The following is a 17,309-nucleotide window of genomic DNA, read 5'->3' as shown; positions in this document are numbered from 1 at the left end:
ATGCGCTCATCTGCGGTCGACCGTCGAGCGAGATGGCGCCCGGCCGGTCGATCGACGGCGACCGGGCAGCGGTGCTCGGGGTGGGTGATCGTCAGCGGTCGAGACGGGTGACGATCGCATCCGCGATCTGCTCCGCCTCGATGATGAAGTCGGGGTGGAAGGCGGTGAGCTCGGCCGGGTTGAGCCCGGCGGTGAACAGCCCGGGTGCCTGCTCGAACGGGGCCTCCCCGCACACCGGCCACCCACCGTCCACGAGGTCGTCGTCGAGCAGCTCTCCGAGCGCCGGTGTGGTGCCCGTCGCTGCGATCACCACGTCGGGACGCGACGACGACCCGTCGACCAGCACCACCGCCGCCCCGTCGAAGCGCTCGACGGCGGCGACGAGCTCGATCCGCCCCGCCTTCACGTCACCGACGAACCCGCTGTCGAGGGTGGCTCCCGACGCCTGGTGGACCTGGCTGAGGCGGCGCTGCGGAGGCCCGAGGCCGTGGGCCCGCATCCGACCGAACAGCAGGGGCTGCATCGCTCGCCCGCTCGCATCGACCACCCACGAGGGCATCGCTCGCCCGGCGATGGCGAGGTCGGTGAGGTCGGTGCCGAACAGCTCGCGTCGTGCCCACACCGGTCGGGTCCGCATCGACAGCGTGACCTCGACACCCGCGGAGGCCAGCAGGTGGGCGATCTCGGTCCCGGAGTTCCCCGCACCGACGACCAGCACCCGCCGCCCGACGAAGGGGCTCGGCCGGTGGTAGCTCGAGGAGTGGATGACCTCGATCGGCGACGACGCGAGGCCCGGCCACGGCGGGATCGTCGGGACGCGGTCGCGTCCGGTCGCCACGACGACCGCGTCGGCGGCGATCTCGCCGACGGGACCACCGCCGACGCGGCCCTCGCCGTCGGCGCACACGACGGCCCACCCGCGAGGTCGTCGCTCGACGCGCTCGACGCGCTCCCGGCGGCGCTCGACGCCGAGCTGGCGGGCGGCGGACTCGATGTGGTCGGCCCACTCGTCGCGGGTCGGCCACGACCCGACGTCGTGGGGCAGCGTCGCACCGGGGATCCGTGACGCGTCGCGTGCGGTGTTCAGTCGCAGGTCGTCGTAGCGGTGCCTCCACACATCACCGAGCCGAACGGCGCCGTCGATCACCGTGCACCCCACATCGCGCCGGGCCAGGGCGGACACGACGCACAGACCGGCGTGACCCGCCCCGATGACCACGACCCGGTCGTCGGCGGGGCCGGCGCTGCGGTCCGGGATCACGCGACGAGCGAGACCAGGCGCCACGCCAGGTACGCGGTGATCGCCACGACCATCAGCTTGAAGTGCCAGGGCGCCGATTCGTCGAGCGCCTCGGGGTCGTCGACGCCCTCGGGGAGCTGCACGACGTCACCGCACCTCGGGCACGTCCCGTCGACGTGGACCGAGTTGGGGGTCATGTAGCGCGAGCACTCCTCGCACCAGGGCACGTCACGACCGCTTCCGGACGCGCATCTTGATCGCCGTCGAGCCCAGCCCGAACTCCTCGCGGATCGTTCGCTCGAGGTAGCGCAGGTAGGTGGCCGGGATCTCCCGGTTGACGAACAGGGTGAACGTCGGCGGGTCGGTCGCGCCCTGCATCGCGTACAGCACCTTGGCCCCCTTCGGGCCCGGGGCGCGCTGCTGGGCCGCGGCGAGGACCTTGTTGACGTCCTTCGTCGGCAGCCGCGTGTGGTACTGCGCGATCGACTCGCGCAGGTGAGGGAGCAGGCGGGTCACGTTCTTGCCGGTCAACGCCGAGATCTTGAGGATCGGAGCGTCACCCACGAACGCCAGCTTGCGGTGCAGCTCGGACATCACGTCGATGCGGTCCTCGGCACCGACCAGCTCCCACTTGTTCAGCACGATCAGGATCGGGCAGCCCGACGCATCGACCCGCTCGGCGAGGCGCTGGTCCTGGCTGGTGACGCCCTCGGTCCCGTCGATCACCAGCAGGGCGACGTCGGCGTCGTCGATCGCTCGCAGCGCCCGGACCATGGAGTAGTACTCGGTCGAGTCGTCGATGCGGCCCTTGCGGCGCATCCCGGCGGTGTCGATGAACACCATCGGACCGTCCTCGGTCTCGACCAGGGTGTCGATCGCGTCCCGGGTCGTGCCGGCCATGTCGTGGACGACGGCGCGGTCCTCCCCCACCAGGCGGTTGAACAGGGTGCTCTTGCCGACGTTCGGACGGCCCACGATCGCGATGCGCGGGGCGTCGGGAGCGACGTCGTCCGGATCGTCTCCGGAGCCGGGCTCACCGGGGTGGTCGCGTGGGGCGCGCGCCTCGTCGGGGAACCGTGCGACGACCTCGTCGAGCAGGTCGCCGGCGCGCCGGCCGTGGAGCGCGCTGACCGGGATCGGGTCTCCGAGACCGAGCGAGAGGAACTCCCAGCGGTCGGTCTCGCGACGATCGTTGTCGGCCTTGTTCGCGATGACCATCACCTCGTGGCCGGATCGCCGCAGCCAGTTCGCGATCATCGAGTCGTCGTCGGTCAGCCCGACCGACGCGTCGACCACGAACAGGACGACGTCGGCGTCGTCGACCGCCTCCTCGACCTGGGCGCTGACCTTGTCGTCGAGGTCGGAGCCGTGCCCGGGCGGCATCCACCCGCCGGTGTCGATCAGGCGGAACTCCACCTCGAGCCACGACGCCTCGAGCTCCTTGCGGTCGCGGGTGATCCCCGGCTGGTCCTCGACGATCGCCTGCTGGCTGCCCATGATCCGGTTGAACAGGGTGCTCTTGCCGACGTTGGGTCGCCCGACGATGACGACCGTGGGCAGGTCGACCACCTCGGCGGTTCGCTCGGTGAGATCGGCGGTGGTCATGCTCGGTCCTCCAGTGCTCGACGCAGCGCGATGCCGTCGGTCTCGACGACCTCGACCGGCCGCGGGAGATCGTCGGTGGTGACGCCGTCGAGGAAGCGGCCCTCGTCGGACAGGCAGACGTCGGGCAGCAGGTAGCGATGGCCCGTCGGCTGGTCGGCGAGGACGCGGGCCACGTCGGCGCCGGTCATCAGCCCGGTGACCCCCGTGTTGCCTCCGAAGAACTCGTTGCCCACGGGGATCACCCGCACGTCGTCGCGTCCGAGCGACTCGACGAGGGGCTCGATCACCTGCGCGCCGAGGGTGCCGGTGAGCACCCCGACCGCGGCGGTCCGACGCGGCGACAGCGTGACCGGGGAGGAGACGGCCGCGCCCGGCGAGGGATCGAAAGTCGTGGCCGTGTCGCACGATGGCGGCGTCGAGGCGTCGGTGGACGATCCGCCCGGACCGGTCGACGAGCGCAGGGCCGTGTACTCGGTGGGGTTCGGCGGGGCGTCCACCGCCGCGAAGAACCCGCGCCGGGGTCCGGTCGCGTCGAAGGCGTCGCCGTCGAACTCGGCCTGGAAGGTGCGCGCCATGCCGATCCCGTCCTCGTGCATGTGGAACCCCTCGTAGCGATCCGCGTCGGGGAACTCGCGCTGCGCCATCAGGTAGTACTCGTCGGCGGCGTGCACCATGCGCCGGCCCAGCGTCGCACGGAACACGTCCTGCCACTCGGCGACGGTGTCGACCACGCGACGTGCCTCGTCGAGGGTGTGGGCGCGCATCGCGTCCTCGCCGTTGAACCTCGAGATCCCGAGGGGGACGACAGCGACCGAGTCGAGCTCGGGGAAGCGGTCGAGGATGCCGGCCATCGTCGCCTCCAGCACCGCGCCGTCGTTGACGCCGGGGCACACGACGACCTGGCCGCGCACGGTGATCCCGTGGTCGAGCAGAGCCCGCAGCCACCGCAGGCTCATCGCCCCCCGATCGTTCTTCAGCATCGCGGAGCGCACGTCGGGGTCGGTGGCGTGGATGCTCACGTGCAGCGGAGACAACCGCTCGGTGACGACCCGTTCGAGATCGGACTCGGTGAAGCGCGTGAGGGTGGTGAAGTTCCCGTACAGGAACGACAGTCGGTAGTCGTCGTCCTTCAGGTACAGCGACCGGCGCATCCCCTTGGGGAGCTGGTAGATGAAGCAGAACTCGCAGTGGTTGTCGCAGGTGCGGACCCGGTCGAACACGGCGCTCGACACCTCGATCCCCAGCGGGCTCCCGGCCGCCTTGTCGACCTCGATCGACAGCTCGACCGCGCCGCGCCGCACGTCGAGGTCGACCTCGGCCTCGTCGGTCGCCATCTGCCACTCGATGACGTCACGCGGCACCTCGCCGTTGACCCGGACGATCTCGTCGCCCTCGCGCACCCCGAGCAGGTCGGCCGGCGACCCGGGCGCGACGGAAACGACCATCGGCGCGAGGGATCGGGTGAGGGTGCTCGACATGACCGCACCACGCTACCGGCGGCCCGCATCGGTAGATTCGGAGGCCGATGAGCGAGGTGCCGACGTCACGACCAGCAGCGCCCGACGTCGACGTCGTCCTGCTGGCGCAGCCGCGCGGCTTCTGCGCCGGGGTCGAGATGGCCATCAAGGCCCTCGCCTGGATGGTGCGCTCCTTCCCCGGCCCGGTGTACTGCTACCACGAGATCGTCCACAACAAGCTCGTCGTGCGGCGCTTCGAGCAGCAGGGAGTGGTGTTCGTGGACGACATCGACGACGTCCCTCCCGGCAGCCCGATCATGCTCTCCGCCCACGGGTCGGCTCCCGAGGTCGTCGAGGCCGCTCGAGCGCGCGGCTCCTACGTGGTCGACTCGGTGTGCCCGCTCGTCACCAAGGTCCACCACGAGGTCAAGGTGCGCGCGAACAAGGGGTACCGGATCGTCTACGTCGGTCACGAGGGTCACGAGGAGGCGGTCGGGACGATGGCGGTCGCACCGCGATCGATCGACCGGGTCGAGTCGGTCGACGACGTCGCTGCGCTGTCGGACACCGACGAGCCCGTCGCGCTGCTCGCGCAGACCACCCTGTCGCACCGCGACTGGGACGGCGTCGCCGTCGCCGTGCGCGAGCGCTTCCCCGACGTGTGGACGCCGGGCCGCAGCGACCTGTGCTTCGCCACCACGAACCGCCAGGCGGCGATCGAGGAGCTGGCCCGTCGCTGCGACTCGATCGTCGTGATCGGTTCGGCCAACTCGTCGAACACCGTCGCCCTCGAGAAGCTGGCCCGCCACGAGGGTTGCGAGCGCGTCTTCCGCATCAACGACGTGAGCGAGCTCCCCGACGACCTGTCGGGGTGCGTCGGGTTGACGGCGGGGGCGTCGGCGCCCGAGGAGCTCGTCGACGCGGTCGTCGAGTTCCTCGATCCCTCGGGCGGTGTCGAGCTGGTGATGGTCACCGACGAGGACGAGTACTTCCCTCCCCCGCGCAACATCCGCGAGCTGCAGGCCGCGATCGAGGAGGCGGCCACGGTGCTGCTCGGCGGGAGCCTGATCGACCGCCCCGGGATGGACGATCGCAGCCTCGGCGCGAGCGACGTGCTCGCCTCGCTGACGGCGTGACCAGACCCGGCGGGCACGACTCGGCGAACCCGGCGGTCGGTCACCTCGACGTGCACGGACGGGGTCTCGACCCGACCGTCGTCGCCTCGGGTGACCGATCCGAGCGCTGACGACCCTACGGTCTCGGCGATGAGCGTTCGAGACGATCTTCCCACGACCGGCGTCTGGTTCTTCACCGACGCGATGGCGGCGAACGAGGCCGCCGAGTTCGCGCAGGAGGTGGAGTCGCTCGGCTACTCGACCCTGTGGCTCCCGGACACGGTCGGCCGCGACCCGTTCGCGCACATCGCGTGGTTGGCCTCGCAGACCACCCGCCTGAACTTCGCGACCGGGATCGCGAACGTCTTCCACCGGCACCCGGGGCCGATGAAGCAGGTGGCCAACACCCTCGGCGAGCAGACCGGCGGGCGGTTCCTCCTCGGCCTCGGGGTGTCGCACGGGCCGATGGTCGCGGGGCTGCCGAACCTCGACTACTCCAAGCCGCTCACCAAGATGCGCGAGTACCTGGAGCAGATGGAGGCCCAGCCCTTCGGCGGGCGGCGCCCCGCCGATGCGGTGCCGGTCGTGCTGGCCGCCCTGGGACCCAAGATGCTCGAGCTGTCGGCATCGGCCGCTGACGGCGCGCACCCCTACTGGACGACGCCGGAGCACACCTCCACGGCGCGCAAGGCGATCGGGCCCGACGCGCTGCTGTGCGTCGAGCAGAAGGTGTGCCTGACGACGGACGCCGACGCAGCGCGCACGGCGGCGCTCGCCCAGCTCTCGATCTACGCCGACCTGCCGAACTACCGGAACAACTGGAAGCGCCTCGGCTTCACCGAGGACGAGATCGAGCAGCGATCGGACCGCTTCGTCGACGCCGTGTTCGTGTGGGGCGACGAGGACCGGATCCGCGCCGGCGTCCAGGCGCACCTCGACGCCGGCGCCACCCACGTCTGCATCCAGCCGGTCGCTCCCGGTGACGCCGAGCGCGGCGTCCCCGACCGCCGCGTCCTCGAGCTCCTCGCGCCCCTGGACGCCTGACACGACGTCGCGTTTCGGGTCTGACCCGTAACGCGACGCACCGCCGCCGTGTCGCGTCACGGGTCACGTGTCGCGTTACGGGTCAGACCCGAAACGCGACGTCGTGGGCGGGTGCGTCAGTTGCGGGGGACCTCGCTCCAGGGGACCTCGCGGTCGACGCGGACGTCGCCGGGGAGGCCGAGGACGCGTTCGCCGAGGATGTTGCGCATCACCTCGGAGGTGCCGCCCTCGATCGAGTTGGCCCGGACCCGCAGGAACGCCTTCTGCGGCGTGTCGCTGCCCATCGCGGTCTCGGGGCGGATCATCTCGTAGCTGCCGTAGAGCAGCCCCTCCGCTCCCATCACGTCCATCACCGCTTCGTAGATGTCCTTGTTCAGATCGGCCGAGGCCATCTTGCCGATCGAGCCCTCCGGACCGGGATCGCCCATCTTGCGGTTCTGGTTCGCACGGATGTTGGTCAGCCGCGACACCTCGGCACGCGACCACAGCTGCATCACCTCGTCGAGCCGCGCGGGGGTGCGCAGCGCCGGATCGGCGTCCTGCCAGGCGGTCACCAGCGCCGAGATCGTCCCCGATCCCTTCTGCGGGATGGTCCCCCCGATCGACACCCGCTCGTTCATCAACGTCGTCAGCGACACCCGCCACCCGTCGCCGGGCGACCCGAGCATCTCGGACTCGTGGATCCGGGTGTCGTCGAAGAACACCTCGTTGAACTCGGCCTCGCCGGTCATCTGGCGCAGCGGCCGGATCTCGACCGAGGGGTCCTTCATGTCGACGACGAACGCGGTCAGCCCGGCGTGCTTCACGGCCGAGGGGTCGGTGCGCACGATCAGCAGCCCGAACGACGACAGGTGCGCGAGCGTCGTCCACACCTTCTGGCCGTTGCACACCCACTCGTCACCGTCGCGGGTCCCCGACGACGCGAGCCCCGCGAAGTCGGAGCCGGCACCCGGCTCGGAGAACAGCTGGCACCAGATCTCCTCGCCCGTGAACAGGGGGCGCAGGTAGCGCTGCTTCTGCTCCTCGCTCCCCCACGCGGCCACGGTCGGCCCGCACATCCCGATCCCGATCGGGTTGCGGTACGTCGGGTTCGGGCCGCCAGCCGCGAAGACGCGCTCGTTGATGGTGCGCTGCAGCTTCGGGTTGAGCCCGAGACCGCCGTCGCCCTCGGGGAAGTGCACCCACGCCAGGCCCCGGTCGAACTGCTCGCCGAGGAAGGTGCGCGGGTCGGTGTCGGAGGGCGGGAAGCTCTCGAGGAGCTCGTCGACCAGGTCGCTGACCCGTCGTTCCTCCGCGCTCAGTGTGGACGTCTGCTCGATCACGGACATGCGCCTGACGCTACTGGTGCCGGGCCCACGACGACGCACCGCACGGCGAACCACGAGGGGCGCGCATCGCTCGCCGGCACGTGCCCCGGGGGCGTCGAGCGGCCGGCGGGTGGGACGGCGCTCAGTTGAACACCGCGGTCGCCCCGGCGATCGCGTCCCGCTCGGAGCGAGCGAGCTGAGGGATCCGGGAGCGCATCTCCATCACCAGCGCGAGCCGCAACCGGTCGCCACGGTCCTGGAAGATCGCACGCAGGTTGTTCAGCACCCGGATGACGACCGTCTGGGCGAGCGTCGGCATCAGGAAGTCGTCCCGCCACGGGACCTGTCCGGAGGTGACCTGGACGAACAGCCGCCGGGCTCCGTCGGCGTCGAGCTCGGTCCCCCCGTCGAACGGGTCGAAGAAGCGCACCGGCTCCTCGACGGTGCGCACGAGGAAGTGCGACGGCATCCCCACCCCGACGAGCGCGACGCCGACGCGGCGGGCGACTTCGATCATCAGCACCGACAGGGTGATCGGGATCCCGACGCGCGTCTCGATCACCCGGTCCAGGCACGAGTTGCGCCAGTCGTAGTACGCCCCCGAGTTGCCGCGGAACCCGAGGTCGGAGAACAGGTGCCGAGCGACCCCCGTCGCCGTCGGCGTCGGGCACTCGCCGGCGAGCAGGTCGAGCGCCGCGAGCCACTCGATCTCGTCGTGCGGGCGCTGCAGCGCGCTGGCGATCGCCAGGCACGCGACGTCGAGCTCGATGTCGGTGGCGTCCATCGCCGCTGCGAAACGCGCCACGCTCACCTCGCGCACGCTACCGCCACGTCGGACCGCCGTCGGATTCACCGCCCTCGGGGTTCGCGGCTACGTTCCGCACCATGTTCCCAGGAGCGCACCTCGAGACCCGCGGCGACTCACCGGCCGTGACGATGGCCGAGTCGGGGTTCACCCAGACCTACGCCGAGCTGGACGCCGCCGCCAACCGGCTGAGTCGCCTGCTGCGCTCGGCGGGGCTGAACCCCGGTGACCACGTCGCGATCTGCCTGGAGAACCACGACCGCTACCTGGAGATCGTGGGGGGGTGCCACTACGCCGGGCTGATCTACACCTGCGCCTCGTCGCGCCTCGGCAGCGCCGAGCTCGAGTACGTCCTCACCGACTGCGGCGCGCGTGCGTACATCACCTCGATGCACAAGGCCGAGCAGGCCGCCGAGGTCGCGGCGAGCACCCCGGCGGTCGAGCTGCGGCTGATGCTCGACGGCACGATCGACGGCTACGACAGCTACGAGGACGCGGTGCGCGCGCACCCCGGCGAGCCGCTCGACGAGGAGCGCGTCGCGGGGATGGACATGCTCTACTCGTCGGGGACGACCGGGATGCCCAAGGGCATCGCCCGTGACTTCCCGAACGAGCCGCTCGAGACGTGGAACAACGGGGTCACGACCATCTGCCAGCTGCTGTTCGGGATGGATGCCGACACCCGCTACCTGTCGCCGGCGCCCTTCTACCACGCCGCCCCGCTGCGGTTCTGCATGTCCCAGCACGCTCTCGGCGCCTCGATCGTCGCGATGGAGAACTTCGACGCCGAGCGCTACCTGCAGCTCGTCGACGAGCACCGCATCACCCACAGCCAGGTCGTGCCGACCATGTTCATCCGCATGCTGAAGCTCGAGGAGTCGGTGCGGAGCTCGTACGACGTGTCGTCGCTGCAGGCGGTCATCCACGCCGCCGCCCCCTGCCCGGTCCCGACCAAGAAGGCGATGATGGACTGGTTCGGGCCGGTCATCCACGAGTACTACGCGGGTTCGGAGGGCAACGGCTTCGTGTACGCGAGCCCCGAGGGGTGGCTGGCCCACGAGGGCACGGTGGGGACGCCGATCAACTGCACCCTGCACATCTGCGACGAGGAGGGCGAGGAGGTCCCCGTCGGATCGTCCGGGACGATCTTCTTCGACGGCGGCGGGACCTTCGAGTACCACAACGACCCGGACAAGACCCGCGCCTCGCGCCACCCGAAGGGGTGGTCGACGCTCGGCGACGTCGGCTACCTCGACGAGGACGGCTACCTGTACCTCACCGACCGCAAGGCCTTCATGATCATCAGCGGAGGCGTCAACATCTACCCGCAGGAAGCGGAGAACGTCCTCGTCACCCACGACGACGTCATCGACGTCGCCGTGTTCGGGGTCCCGAACGAGGACTTCGGCGAAGAGGTGAAGGCCGTCGTGCAGCCGCGCGAGATGCCCGCCGACGACGACGCCGCCCGGGAGCTGGCCGGCGAGCTGATCCGGTTCTGCCGGTCCAAGCTCGCCGACGTCAAGTGCCCGCGGTCGATCGACTTCCGTCCCGATCTGCCCCGCCACCCGACGGGGAAGCTGTACAAGCGCATCCTCAAGGACGAGTACTGGTCGGCCGCCGGACGCTCGATCTGACGATCGCCGGACCGTTCCGATCGCCGCCGTCGCCCCGCTCCGGGGTCGAGGGGCGCGGCGGGCACCACCGAGGGGTGCGCTGCGGTGGGGTGCGGGGCGGTGGGGTGCGGGGCGGTGCCGGGTTGACTGGCCGAGGTGGGACGACGACGCAGCGGGACCCGGCGGCGGGCGGACGGTGGCGACCCGGGCGGCGGGACGGCGCCCCACCCGTACCTGCGTCACGACGGGCCGCTCGCGATCGCCCACCGCGGCGGTCAGGACGTGGCTCCGGAGAACACGACCGCCTCGTTCGAGCACGCGGTGTCGATCGGCTACCGGTACCTCGAGACCGACGTCCACCTCACCGTCGACGGGGTGCTCGTCGCGTTCCACGATCCCGACCTGCTGCGCACGTGCGGCCTCGACGGGCGGATCGACGAGATGACGGCGTCCGAGGTCGAACGTGCCCGGGTCGGCGGTGACCACCGGATCCCGACGATGGCCGAGCTCCTCGAGCGCTTCGCCGACGTCCGCTTCAACATCGATGCGAAGTCCGACGCGACGGTCGAGCCGCTGGCCGACCTCGTCCGGCGCCACGACGCCCTCGATCGGGTGTGCCTGGCCTCGTTCGAGCTGCGCCGGCTCCGACGCCTCCGCTCCCTGCTCGGTCCGGGTCTGCTCACGAACACCAGCCCCGTCGAGACGGCCGCCCTGCGCGTGCTCGGCCGCCTCCCGGGCTCCGCGCCGCGCGTCGCCCAGGTGCGCGTGCGCGTCGGACGGTTCACCGTCGTCGATCGACGATTCGTCGCCTCGGCACGACGCCGCGGCGTCGACGTCCACGTGTGGACGGTGAACGAGCGTGCGGAGATGGGGCGGCTCGTCGACCTCGGCGTCGACGGCATCATGACCGACCGGGCGGACGTGCTGCGGGCGGTCTACGTCGAGCGCGACCTCTGGACGACGTGAGCTCCCGACGCGGTCGCCCCCTCGCCCGCCCGCCGAGCGCGACTCCGCCCGGGTGTCGTACTGTCGTGGTCTCGATGTCGATCGTCAACCCGCCGCCGCGCTCGGTCCGCGCTCCGGACCACCTCGTGGCCTCAGCGGACCACCTGGCCACCTCGGCCGGGGTGGCGACCTTCGCGCGGGGCGGCAACGCCCTCGACGCCGCGATCGCCGTCAACGCCGCGATGGCGGTCGTCGGACCGCACCTGTGCGGGCTCGGGGGTGACCTCTTCGCGCTCGTCCACGTCGAGGGCGAGGTCCACGCGCTCAACGCGTCCGGGCGCGCCCCGGCGGGTGCGTCGGCCGAGCGGCTGCGCTCCGCTGGGTACGCGCAGGTCCCGTTCCGGCACCACGTCGGTTCCGTCACGATCCCCGGGTGCGTCGACGGGTGGGCGGCGCTGCACGAGCGGTTCGGCACGCTGCCGCTGTCGACGATCCTCGCTCCGGCGATCGCGCTCGCGACGCACGGCTTCCCGGCCAGCGGACCGCTCGCGGCGTCGGTCGCAGCGCTCGACGAGCAGGGCCGCGTCGGCCTCGACGACCTCGCCAGCCAGGTCGGGCGGCGAGGCGACCGGGTCCGTCGCGAGGGGGTCGCGCGCGCCCTCGGTGCGATCGCCGATCACGGGCGCGAGGGCTTCTACACCGGCGAGTTCGGCGACGGTCTGCTGCGCCTCGGCGACGGGTGGTTCGAGCCGAGCGACCTGGAGCGGTCGCACGCCGACTGGGTCGAGCCGCTGACCGCACCGGCGTTCGGGGTCGACCTGCACACGATCGGGCCGAACTCGCAGGGCTACCTGACGCTCGGGGCCTCCGGGCTGGCGTCGCGCCTGGACCTGCCGACGAACCCCGACGACCCGATGTGGGCGCACCTGCTGATCGAGGCGTCCGTCGCGGCCGGTCGGGACCGACCGGCGGTGCTCCACGAGGGAGCGGACGGCGACGCGCTCCTCGGTGCGATCGGCGGCCGCCTGGGCGAGGTCGACGCACGGGCTGCCTCGGGCGCGGTGATGGCCTCCGGGGACGGCGACACCACCTACCTGTGCACCGCCGGCCGCTCGGGTCGCGGCGGTCCGATGGCGGTCTCGCTGATCCAGTCGAACGCCTCCGGCTTCGGGAGCCACCTGAGCGAGCCCTCGACGGGGATCAACCTGCACAACCGCGGGATCGGCTTCAGCCTCGTCGCCGGTCACCCCGCCGAGATGGCGCCCGGTTCGCGGCCTCCGCACACCCTGTCGCCGGCTCTCGCCACCCGTGACGACGGAGACCTCGTCGCGGTCCTCGGCACGATGGGGGGCGACGCGCAACCCCAGATCCTGCTCCAGGTCGCCGCTCGCCTGTTCCACCACCGCGAGAGCGCGGGCCGGGCGATCACGGCGGGTCGCTGGGCGCTGCGCGGGACCACGGGGTTCGACACCTGGAGCGAGACATCGGCCCCGACCGTGATGGTCGAGGGGCAGGCGTCGGAGTCGTGGGCCGACGGGCTGCGCGACCTCGGCCACCACGTGGAGCGCACCCCGACGTGGGACTCGATGTTCGGCCACGCCCACGCCATCGTGCGCGGACGCGACGAGATCTGGATCGGCTGCAGCGATCCCCGGACGGTGGTGGGGAGCTGTGCGGGAGGGTGACCGTCACGAACCGTGCCGTCCCGGCGCTCCGATCGGCGACGGAGCGGGCGGACGCCCGGACGGGGGAGGTCCCCCGCCCGCGGCGGCGGTCGCCCACCGCGATCGATCCGACGGCGCCGGCGACCCGATGAGCGCGCCCGCGCGGGACCACGGGGCCTTCGACCACCTCGAGGGGCGGGGCGGCGCGACGGAGCGCTCGGCGCGCCGGGTGCTCGACCTCAGCCCCACCGCGCTGATCGTGGTCGACGCCGCCGGGTCGGTGGTCTACGCGAACGAGGCGATGCTCCGGCTGGGCGGCTGGGCCTCGCCGTACGTGGAGTCGTCGGTCGAGATGTTCGACTTCATCCACGACGAGGATGCGGCCTGGATCGCCGAGGCGTTCATCGACCTGGCCTCGAAGCACACGCACGGGACCGCGGTCCTCGACCGACCGTGGGCACCGGTGAACTTCCGCATCGTGTCGAGCTCGGGTGAGGTGCTGCCGGTCGAGGTGATCGGGCGAGACGCGTTCCACGAACCCGACGTCGGCGGGATCATCTTCGAGGTCCGCTCCGCGGCGGAGCGGGACATCTTCCAGCGCGTGCTCGCCGGTGTCGCGATGGGCGGCGACGTCGTCAACCAGCTCGAGCTGATCCTGGACCTGATCTCGGCGACGCCGTTCGAGATCGAGTCGGCCGTCCTCGCCAGCCGGAGCGGCGGGAGCGCCGAGGTGATCGTGGCGAGCACCCCGGCGCTGGGCGAGGTCCTCCGGCGCGGCGCCGAGGCCGGCGAGCTGGCGCCCCTCGTGCGTCCGGCGCCGGGGCCGACGAACACCGCGGTCGCCGACCTGTCGAGCTCGGTGTCGAGGGGGCTCACGGCGCTGGGCCTGGTCGACGCGTTCCACGTCGACGTCGCGGTCCCGAGCGTCGACCAGGACTACCGCATCGTCGTGTTCACGCCCGTCCACCACATCCCCGCGCTCGGCGTCGGCGAACGCCTGCGCCGAGCTGCCGAGCTGGCATCGGTCGTGCTGCTGCGGGTGCGCGCCGAGTCGATGCTGGCCCGCGCCGCCCACCACGACCCGCTCACCGAGCTCCCCAACCGCCTGGGGCTGAGGAGCCGCGTCGACGGGTTCGATCGGGGCGACGACGGGCTGTCGGTGCTGTTCGTCGATCTCGACGACTTCAAGCACATCAACGACCGACACGGCCACTCGACCGGTGATCGGGTTCTGCGCGTCGTGGCCGAACGGCTCACGGCGGTGACCCGATCGACGGACGTGATCGCCCGCCTCGGCGGCGACGAGTTCGCGGTCGTCCTCGGACCGTTCGCGAGCGGGCCCAAGACCGCAGGCGACGCCGCCGAGTTCGCCGATCGGCTCCTCGACGCCCTCGCCTCGCCGATCGTCGTCGACGGGATCGAGCACCGGGTGTCGGCCAGCATCGGCTTCGTGCACGTCGACTCGGCGACCGACGTGGAGGTCGCCGTCGCGGGCGCGGACCGGGCGATGTACGTCGCCAAGCGAGCCGGCGGCGGTCGGGTCCACGACGGACGCGCGACCGGGGACGGCGACCGTCGCGCCTGAGCCCGTCGTCGGGCGACCGCCGCCGGGGTGGACGACCGTCAGGTCAGCAGCGGCTGGACCTCCTCGCGGAAGCGCGCCATCTGCTCGTCGGCCTTCGCGTAGCTGTCTCCGAGGAGGTGGGGGAAGATCGTCAGGTGCTCGAAGCCGAGCAGGTCCTTGAGCAACTGCACCTGGCGGGCGACCTCGTCGGGCGGTCCGAGCAGGATCGTCATGTTCTCGATCGACTCGTCGAGCGTCGGGATCAGCCCCGGCGGTGACGGCCGCCCGTCGGGCCCCATGTACCCCCGGCTCCACCCGTACGGACCGAGGAACTTCCAGAACTCGTCGTGACCGGGTCTCGCGCTGCTGCGCGCCTGCTCCATCGTGTCCTCGACGCGCACCGACACCACGAGCATCCGCTTCTCGTGGGGTTCCAGCTCCACGCCGTCGTGGGCGGCGGCGTAGCGCTCCCCGTAGGTGTCCCAGAACCGCTTGATGAAGCTGTGGTGCTGGTTCCAGAACACGGCGCCGTGGCCGACGACGGGAACGTACTCGAGGGTCGGCGGCGAGGTGACGGCCTGCCAGATCTCGTACGGGTGGAGGGGCCGCGGGATCAGCGTGAGGTCCTGGACGGTCGAGCCCCGATCGGGGATCCCCTCGATCGGGACCTGGAAGTGCTCGCCGTGGAACGAGAAGCGCTCCTGGCCGAGGGCGCGGCGGACGATCTCCATCGACTCCTCGAACACCTCGCGGTTGCGCCGGTCGTCGGCCGCCTGGTCGGGATTGTCCTGCGACCCGATCGACACCCCGCGATCGTTCAGGTGCAGCACCTCGCGTGGGACGGTCCCCCGGCCGACGCCGAGCATCGCCCGACCTCCCGAGAGGTTGTGCAGGGTCGCGAAGTCCTCGGCGAGGCGCATGGGGTTCCACTGGGGGACGACGTTGAACATGGATCCGAACCGCAGGCGGGTGGTGCGCGCCGCGATCCAGGTCGAGATGAGGATCCCGTTCGGGATCACCTCGTACCCCTCGTACTGGAAGTGGTGCTCCGTCGTCCAGAACGAGTCGTAGCCGAGGCGTTCGGCCTCGATCGCGGAGTTCACGTAGTCGAGCGTCGCCGCCCAGCACTCCTCGTTGGTGGAGCGGCGGTCCATCGGGGCGGGCGGGCCCGCACCCGCGTCGGCCAGCTCGACGCCACCGAAGAAGAACGCCCCGAGCTTCAGATCCTGCGCAGCGACCACGCTCGCTATCTTCGCGCAGATGCCCACCACCCTCCTCCGACGGGTCACGATCGTTCACGAGGACGAAGCGGGGGTCGGGGGCGCGGTCGCGGACGTGCGCCTGGACGACGGAGCGATCTCCGAGATCGGTGACCTCGCGGCGGCCGACGGCGAGGTGGTGGAGGAGCTCGCCGGTCACCTGCTCCTGCCCGCCGCCGTCGAGCCGCACGCCCACCTCGACAAGGCCTTCCTCGCGGAGCGCATCGCGAACCCGACCGGTGATCTGATGGGCGCGATCACGGCGATGCGCTCGAACCGCCACCTGCTCGGAGTGGAGGAGACCGCCGAGCGCGCCGAGCGCGCGGCGCGCCTGATGGCGGCGAACGGCTACCGGGCGGTGAGGTCCCACGCCGACACCACCGTCGACCACGGCCTGCGCAGCATCGAGGCCCTGAGCGAGGTCAAGCGCCGCGTCGCCGACGTCATCGACGTCGAGATCGTCGCGCTGTGCGGGTGGCCGGTGACCGGCGCGGGCGGGGCCGACCAGCGAGCCCTCGTCACCGAGGCCATGGCGGTCGGCGCCGACGTGGTCGGCGGGGTGCCCCACCTCGAGGACGAGGGGTCGGCACGGGAGGCCACCGAGTTCCTCCTCCAGCTGGCCACCGACGTCGGCGCCGACGTCGACCTGCACACCGACGAGACCCTCGACGCGTCGGTCCTCGGCCTGTCGATCCTCGCCGAGCTCACCAGCGCGGGCTTCTCGCACTCGGTGACCGCCAGCCACTGCGTGAGCCTGGGCACGCAGGACGAGCTGACCCAGCGACGGATCGCCGAGCGGGTCGCCGAGGCCGGGATCGCGGTCGTCGCGCTCCCCCACACGAACCTGTTCCTGCAGGGCCGCGGGTGGGCCCCGATGCCGCGCGGGCTGACCGCGGTCGCTGCGCTGCGTGCGGCCGGGGCGGTCGTCGCCGCCGGAGCCGACAACCTGCAGGACCCGTTCAACCCCCTCGGACGGGCGTGCCCGTTCGAGACCGCGGGACTGATGACGATGGCCGCCCACCTCCTCCCCCACGAGGCGTGGGCGACGGTCTCGACCGCGAGCGCTGCGGCCACCGGCCGCGAGGCCGTCACGGTCGAGGTGGGCTCGGCCGCGCACCTGGTCGCCGTGCGGGCCGACACCGTCCGCGAGGCGATCGCGTTCGGCCCCGCCGACCGGGTGGTCTGGCGCGCCGGCGAGCGCGTGCACCCCTGATCGACGGCCTCGCGACGGGCGCGGCCGACGTCAACGGCGCACGAGGCGCACGGTGCGGCAGCGATCGAACTCCGTCGATTCGACGACGGCGATCGCCCTCAGCCCCGCGAGCTGGCCGTCGAGGCGGGACCACAGCCGGCGTGCGATCTCCTCCACGGTCGGCTCCCGGTCCCACACGAGCGCGTCGTAGCCCTTCCAGTTCCCGACGTCGACGTCGGTGAGGTACCTCCCCTGCCAATCGACGACGAGGCGGTGGAGCATGGCCTCGAGGTCGTCCGCGGGGATCACCATGTCCGCGTCGGCGGGCCCGACGACCGTGGCCTCGACGGTCCAGGGGTGGCTGTGGATCAGCCCGTCGACGCGGTGCGCCCACCGCGCCTGGATCGCGGCCGTGATCGACAGCTCGAGAGCGTCGTCGGCCGGTTCGTCGTGCTTCGGCTCCGTGGTCGCTCGTGAGGTCTCGGTCTCGGTGGTCACC

At 71.7% G+C, this 17,309-nt stretch carries 15 protein-coding genes; 7 read left to right on the top strand and 8 right to left on the bottom strand.

Going from position 1 to position 17,309, the window contains the following annotated elements; translation table 11 throughout:
• Positions 1-91: 91 nt before the first annotated feature.
• The 4 genes from ACOOHC_RS09505 to ACOOHC_RS09490 are packed head-to-tail and all read right to left on the bottom strand — an operon-like array spanning position 92 to position 4,323.
• Positions 92-1,261 (bottom strand): flavin-containing monooxygenase, encoded by a 1,170-nt coding sequence (locus ACOOHC_RS09505; protein ID WP_420453750.1) that lies wholly within the window; start codon positions 1,259-1,261, stop codon positions 92-94.
• Complete coding sequence (locus tag ACOOHC_RS09500; protein ID WP_420453749.1) at positions 1,258-1,437, bottom strand: hypothetical protein; 180 nt, start codon at positions 1,435-1,437, stop codon at positions 1,258-1,260. Before ACOOHC_RS09500 ends, ACOOHC_RS09505 begins: the two co-directional genes overlap by 4 nt.
• Before the next feature lie 31 nt (positions 1,438-1,468).
• Complete coding sequence (gene der / locus ACOOHC_RS09495) at positions 1,469-2,845, bottom strand: ribosome biogenesis GTPase Der (RefSeq protein WP_420453748.1); 1,377 nt, start codon at positions 2,843-2,845, stop codon at positions 1,469-1,471.
• Positions 2,842-4,323 (bottom strand): DUF512 domain-containing protein, encoded by a 1,482-nt coding sequence (locus ACOOHC_RS09490; RefSeq protein WP_420453747.1) that lies wholly within the window; start codon positions 4,321-4,323, stop codon positions 2,842-2,844. The genes der and ACOOHC_RS09490 overlap by 4 nt, the downstream gene beginning before the upstream one ends.
• 47 nt (positions 4,324-4,370) lie before the next feature.
• On the opposite strand from ACOOHC_RS09490, the gene ispH reads away from it, so the two are divergent.
• Together ispH and ACOOHC_RS09480 are read left to right on the top strand one after the other, a co-directional pair.
• Positions 4,371-5,438: a 4-hydroxy-3-methylbut-2-enyl diphosphate reductase gene (gene ispH / locus ACOOHC_RS09485; protein ID WP_420453746.1), complete on the top strand. Its 1,068-nt coding sequence runs from the start codon at positions 4,371-4,373 to the stop codon at positions 5,436-5,438.
• Positions 5,439-5,567: 129 nt separating this feature from the next.
• Positions 5,568-6,461 carry a TIGR03620 family F420-dependent LLM class oxidoreductase gene (locus ACOOHC_RS09480; protein ID WP_420453745.1) on the top strand — a complete coding sequence of 298 codons (894 nt, stop codon included), beginning with the start codon at positions 5,568-5,570 and terminating at the stop codon, positions 6,459-6,461.
• Positions 6,462-6,577: 116 nt separating this feature from the next.
• Here ACOOHC_RS09480 and ACOOHC_RS09475 read toward each other — a convergent pair whose 3' ends face one another.
• Positions 6,578-7,789, bottom strand: coding sequence for an acyl-CoA dehydrogenase family protein (locus ACOOHC_RS09475; protein WP_420453744.1), 1,212 nt, complete (start codon positions 7,787-7,789; stop codon positions 6,578-6,580).
• 121 nt (positions 7,790-7,910) lie between these two features.
• Complete coding sequence (locus tag ACOOHC_RS09470; RefSeq protein WP_420453743.1) at positions 7,911-8,579, bottom strand: transglutaminase family protein; 669 nt, start codon at positions 8,577-8,579, stop codon at positions 7,911-7,913.
• A gap of 74 nt (positions 8,580-8,653) precedes the next feature.
• Between ACOOHC_RS09470 and ACOOHC_RS09465 the strand changes: the two genes are divergently transcribed.
• The 4 genes from ACOOHC_RS09465 (at position 8,654) to ACOOHC_RS09450 (ending at position 14,380) form a co-directional block, all read left to right on the top strand.
• Entirely contained in the window at positions 8,654-10,207 is a 1,554-nt protein-coding gene (locus ACOOHC_RS09465) for an AMP-binding protein (RefSeq protein ID WP_420453742.1), read from the top strand.
• A 135-nt stretch (positions 10,208-10,342) separates the two neighbouring features.
• Entirely contained in the window at positions 10,343-11,152 is an 810-nt protein-coding gene (locus ACOOHC_RS09460; RefSeq protein WP_420453741.1) for a glycerophosphodiester phosphodiesterase family protein, read from the top strand.
• Positions 11,153-11,226: 74 nt separating this feature from the next.
• Positions 11,227-12,816 carry a gamma-glutamyltransferase family protein gene (locus ACOOHC_RS09455; RefSeq protein ID WP_420453740.1) on the top strand — a complete coding sequence of 530 codons (1,590 nt, stop codon included), beginning with the start codon at positions 11,227-11,229 and terminating at the stop codon, positions 12,814-12,816.
• Positions 12,817-12,943: 127 nt separating this feature from the next.
• The gene (locus ACOOHC_RS09450; RefSeq protein ID WP_420453739.1) at positions 12,944-14,380 is read left to right on the top strand and encodes a diguanylate cyclase domain-containing protein; all 1,437 of its coding nucleotides are present in this window, start codon (positions 12,944-12,946) and stop codon (positions 14,378-14,380) included.
• Between the two features lie 38 nt (positions 14,381-14,418).
• Here ACOOHC_RS09450 and ACOOHC_RS09445 read toward each other — a convergent pair whose 3' ends face one another.
• Positions 14,419-15,600, bottom strand: coding sequence for an LLM class flavin-dependent oxidoreductase (locus ACOOHC_RS09445; protein WP_420453738.1), 1,182 nt, complete (start codon positions 15,598-15,600; stop codon positions 14,419-14,421).
• A 19-nt stretch (positions 15,601-15,619) separates the two neighbouring features.
• On the opposite strand from ACOOHC_RS09445, the gene ACOOHC_RS09440 reads away from it, so the two are divergent.
• Entirely contained in the window at positions 15,620-16,831 is a 1,212-nt protein-coding gene (locus ACOOHC_RS09440; RefSeq protein ID WP_420453737.1) for an amidohydrolase family protein, read from the top strand.
• A gap of 30 nt (positions 16,832-16,861) precedes the next feature.
• Here the strand turns inward: ACOOHC_RS09440 and ACOOHC_RS09435 are convergent, their stop codons facing one another.
• Positions 16,862-17,308: a 6-carboxytetrahydropterin synthase gene (locus ACOOHC_RS09435; RefSeq protein ID WP_420453736.1), complete on the bottom strand. Its 447-nt coding sequence runs from the start codon at positions 17,306-17,308 to the stop codon at positions 16,862-16,864.
• Position 17,309 lies beyond the last annotated feature (1 nt).

The organism is Ilumatobacter sp. (genome assembly GCF_965215205.1).
Taxonomy (GTDB): domain Bacteria; phylum Actinomycetota; class Acidimicrobiia; order Acidimicrobiales; family Ilumatobacteraceae; genus Ilumatobacter_A.
The sequence above is the reverse complement of the archived record's forward strand: the minus strand, read 5'-3'. Positions and strand labels throughout refer to the sequence as shown.

Coding starts and splice junctions, on each gene's coding strand:
- ACOOHC_RS09465 (WP_420453742.1), top strand. CDS start 8,654: ATGTTCCCAGGAGCGCACCTCGAGACCCGCGGCGACTCACCGGCCGTG.
- ACOOHC_RS09500 (WP_420453749.1), bottom strand. CDS start 1,437: ATGACCCCCAACTCGGTCCACGTCGACGGGACGTGCCCGAGGTGCGGT.
- ispH (WP_420453746.1), top strand. CDS start 4,371: ATGAGCGAGGTGCCGACGTCACGACCAGCAGCGCCCGACGTCGACGTC.
- ACOOHC_RS09490 (WP_420453747.1), bottom strand. CDS start 4,323: ATGTCGAGCACCCTCACCCGATCCCTCGCGCCGATGGTCGTTTCCGTC.
- ACOOHC_RS09455 (WP_420453740.1), top strand. CDS start 11,227: ATGTCGATCGTCAACCCGCCGCCGCGCTCGGTCCGCGCTCCGGACCAC.
- ACOOHC_RS09440 (WP_420453737.1), top strand. CDS start 15,620: ATGCCCACCACCCTCCTCCGACGGGTCACGATCGTTCACGAGGACGAA.
- ACOOHC_RS09480 (WP_420453745.1), top strand. CDS start 5,568: ATGAGCGTTCGAGACGATCTTCCCACGACCGGCGTCTGGTTCTTCACC.
- ACOOHC_RS09450 (WP_420453739.1), top strand. CDS start 12,944: ATGAGCGCGCCCGCGCGGGACCACGGGGCCTTCGACCACCTCGAGGGG.
- ACOOHC_RS09475 (WP_420453744.1), bottom strand. CDS start 7,789: ATGTCCGTGATCGAGCAGACGTCCACACTGAGCGCGGAGGAACGACGG.
- der (WP_420453748.1), bottom strand. CDS start 2,845: ATGACCACCGCCGATCTCACCGAGCGAACCGCCGAGGTGGTCGACCTG.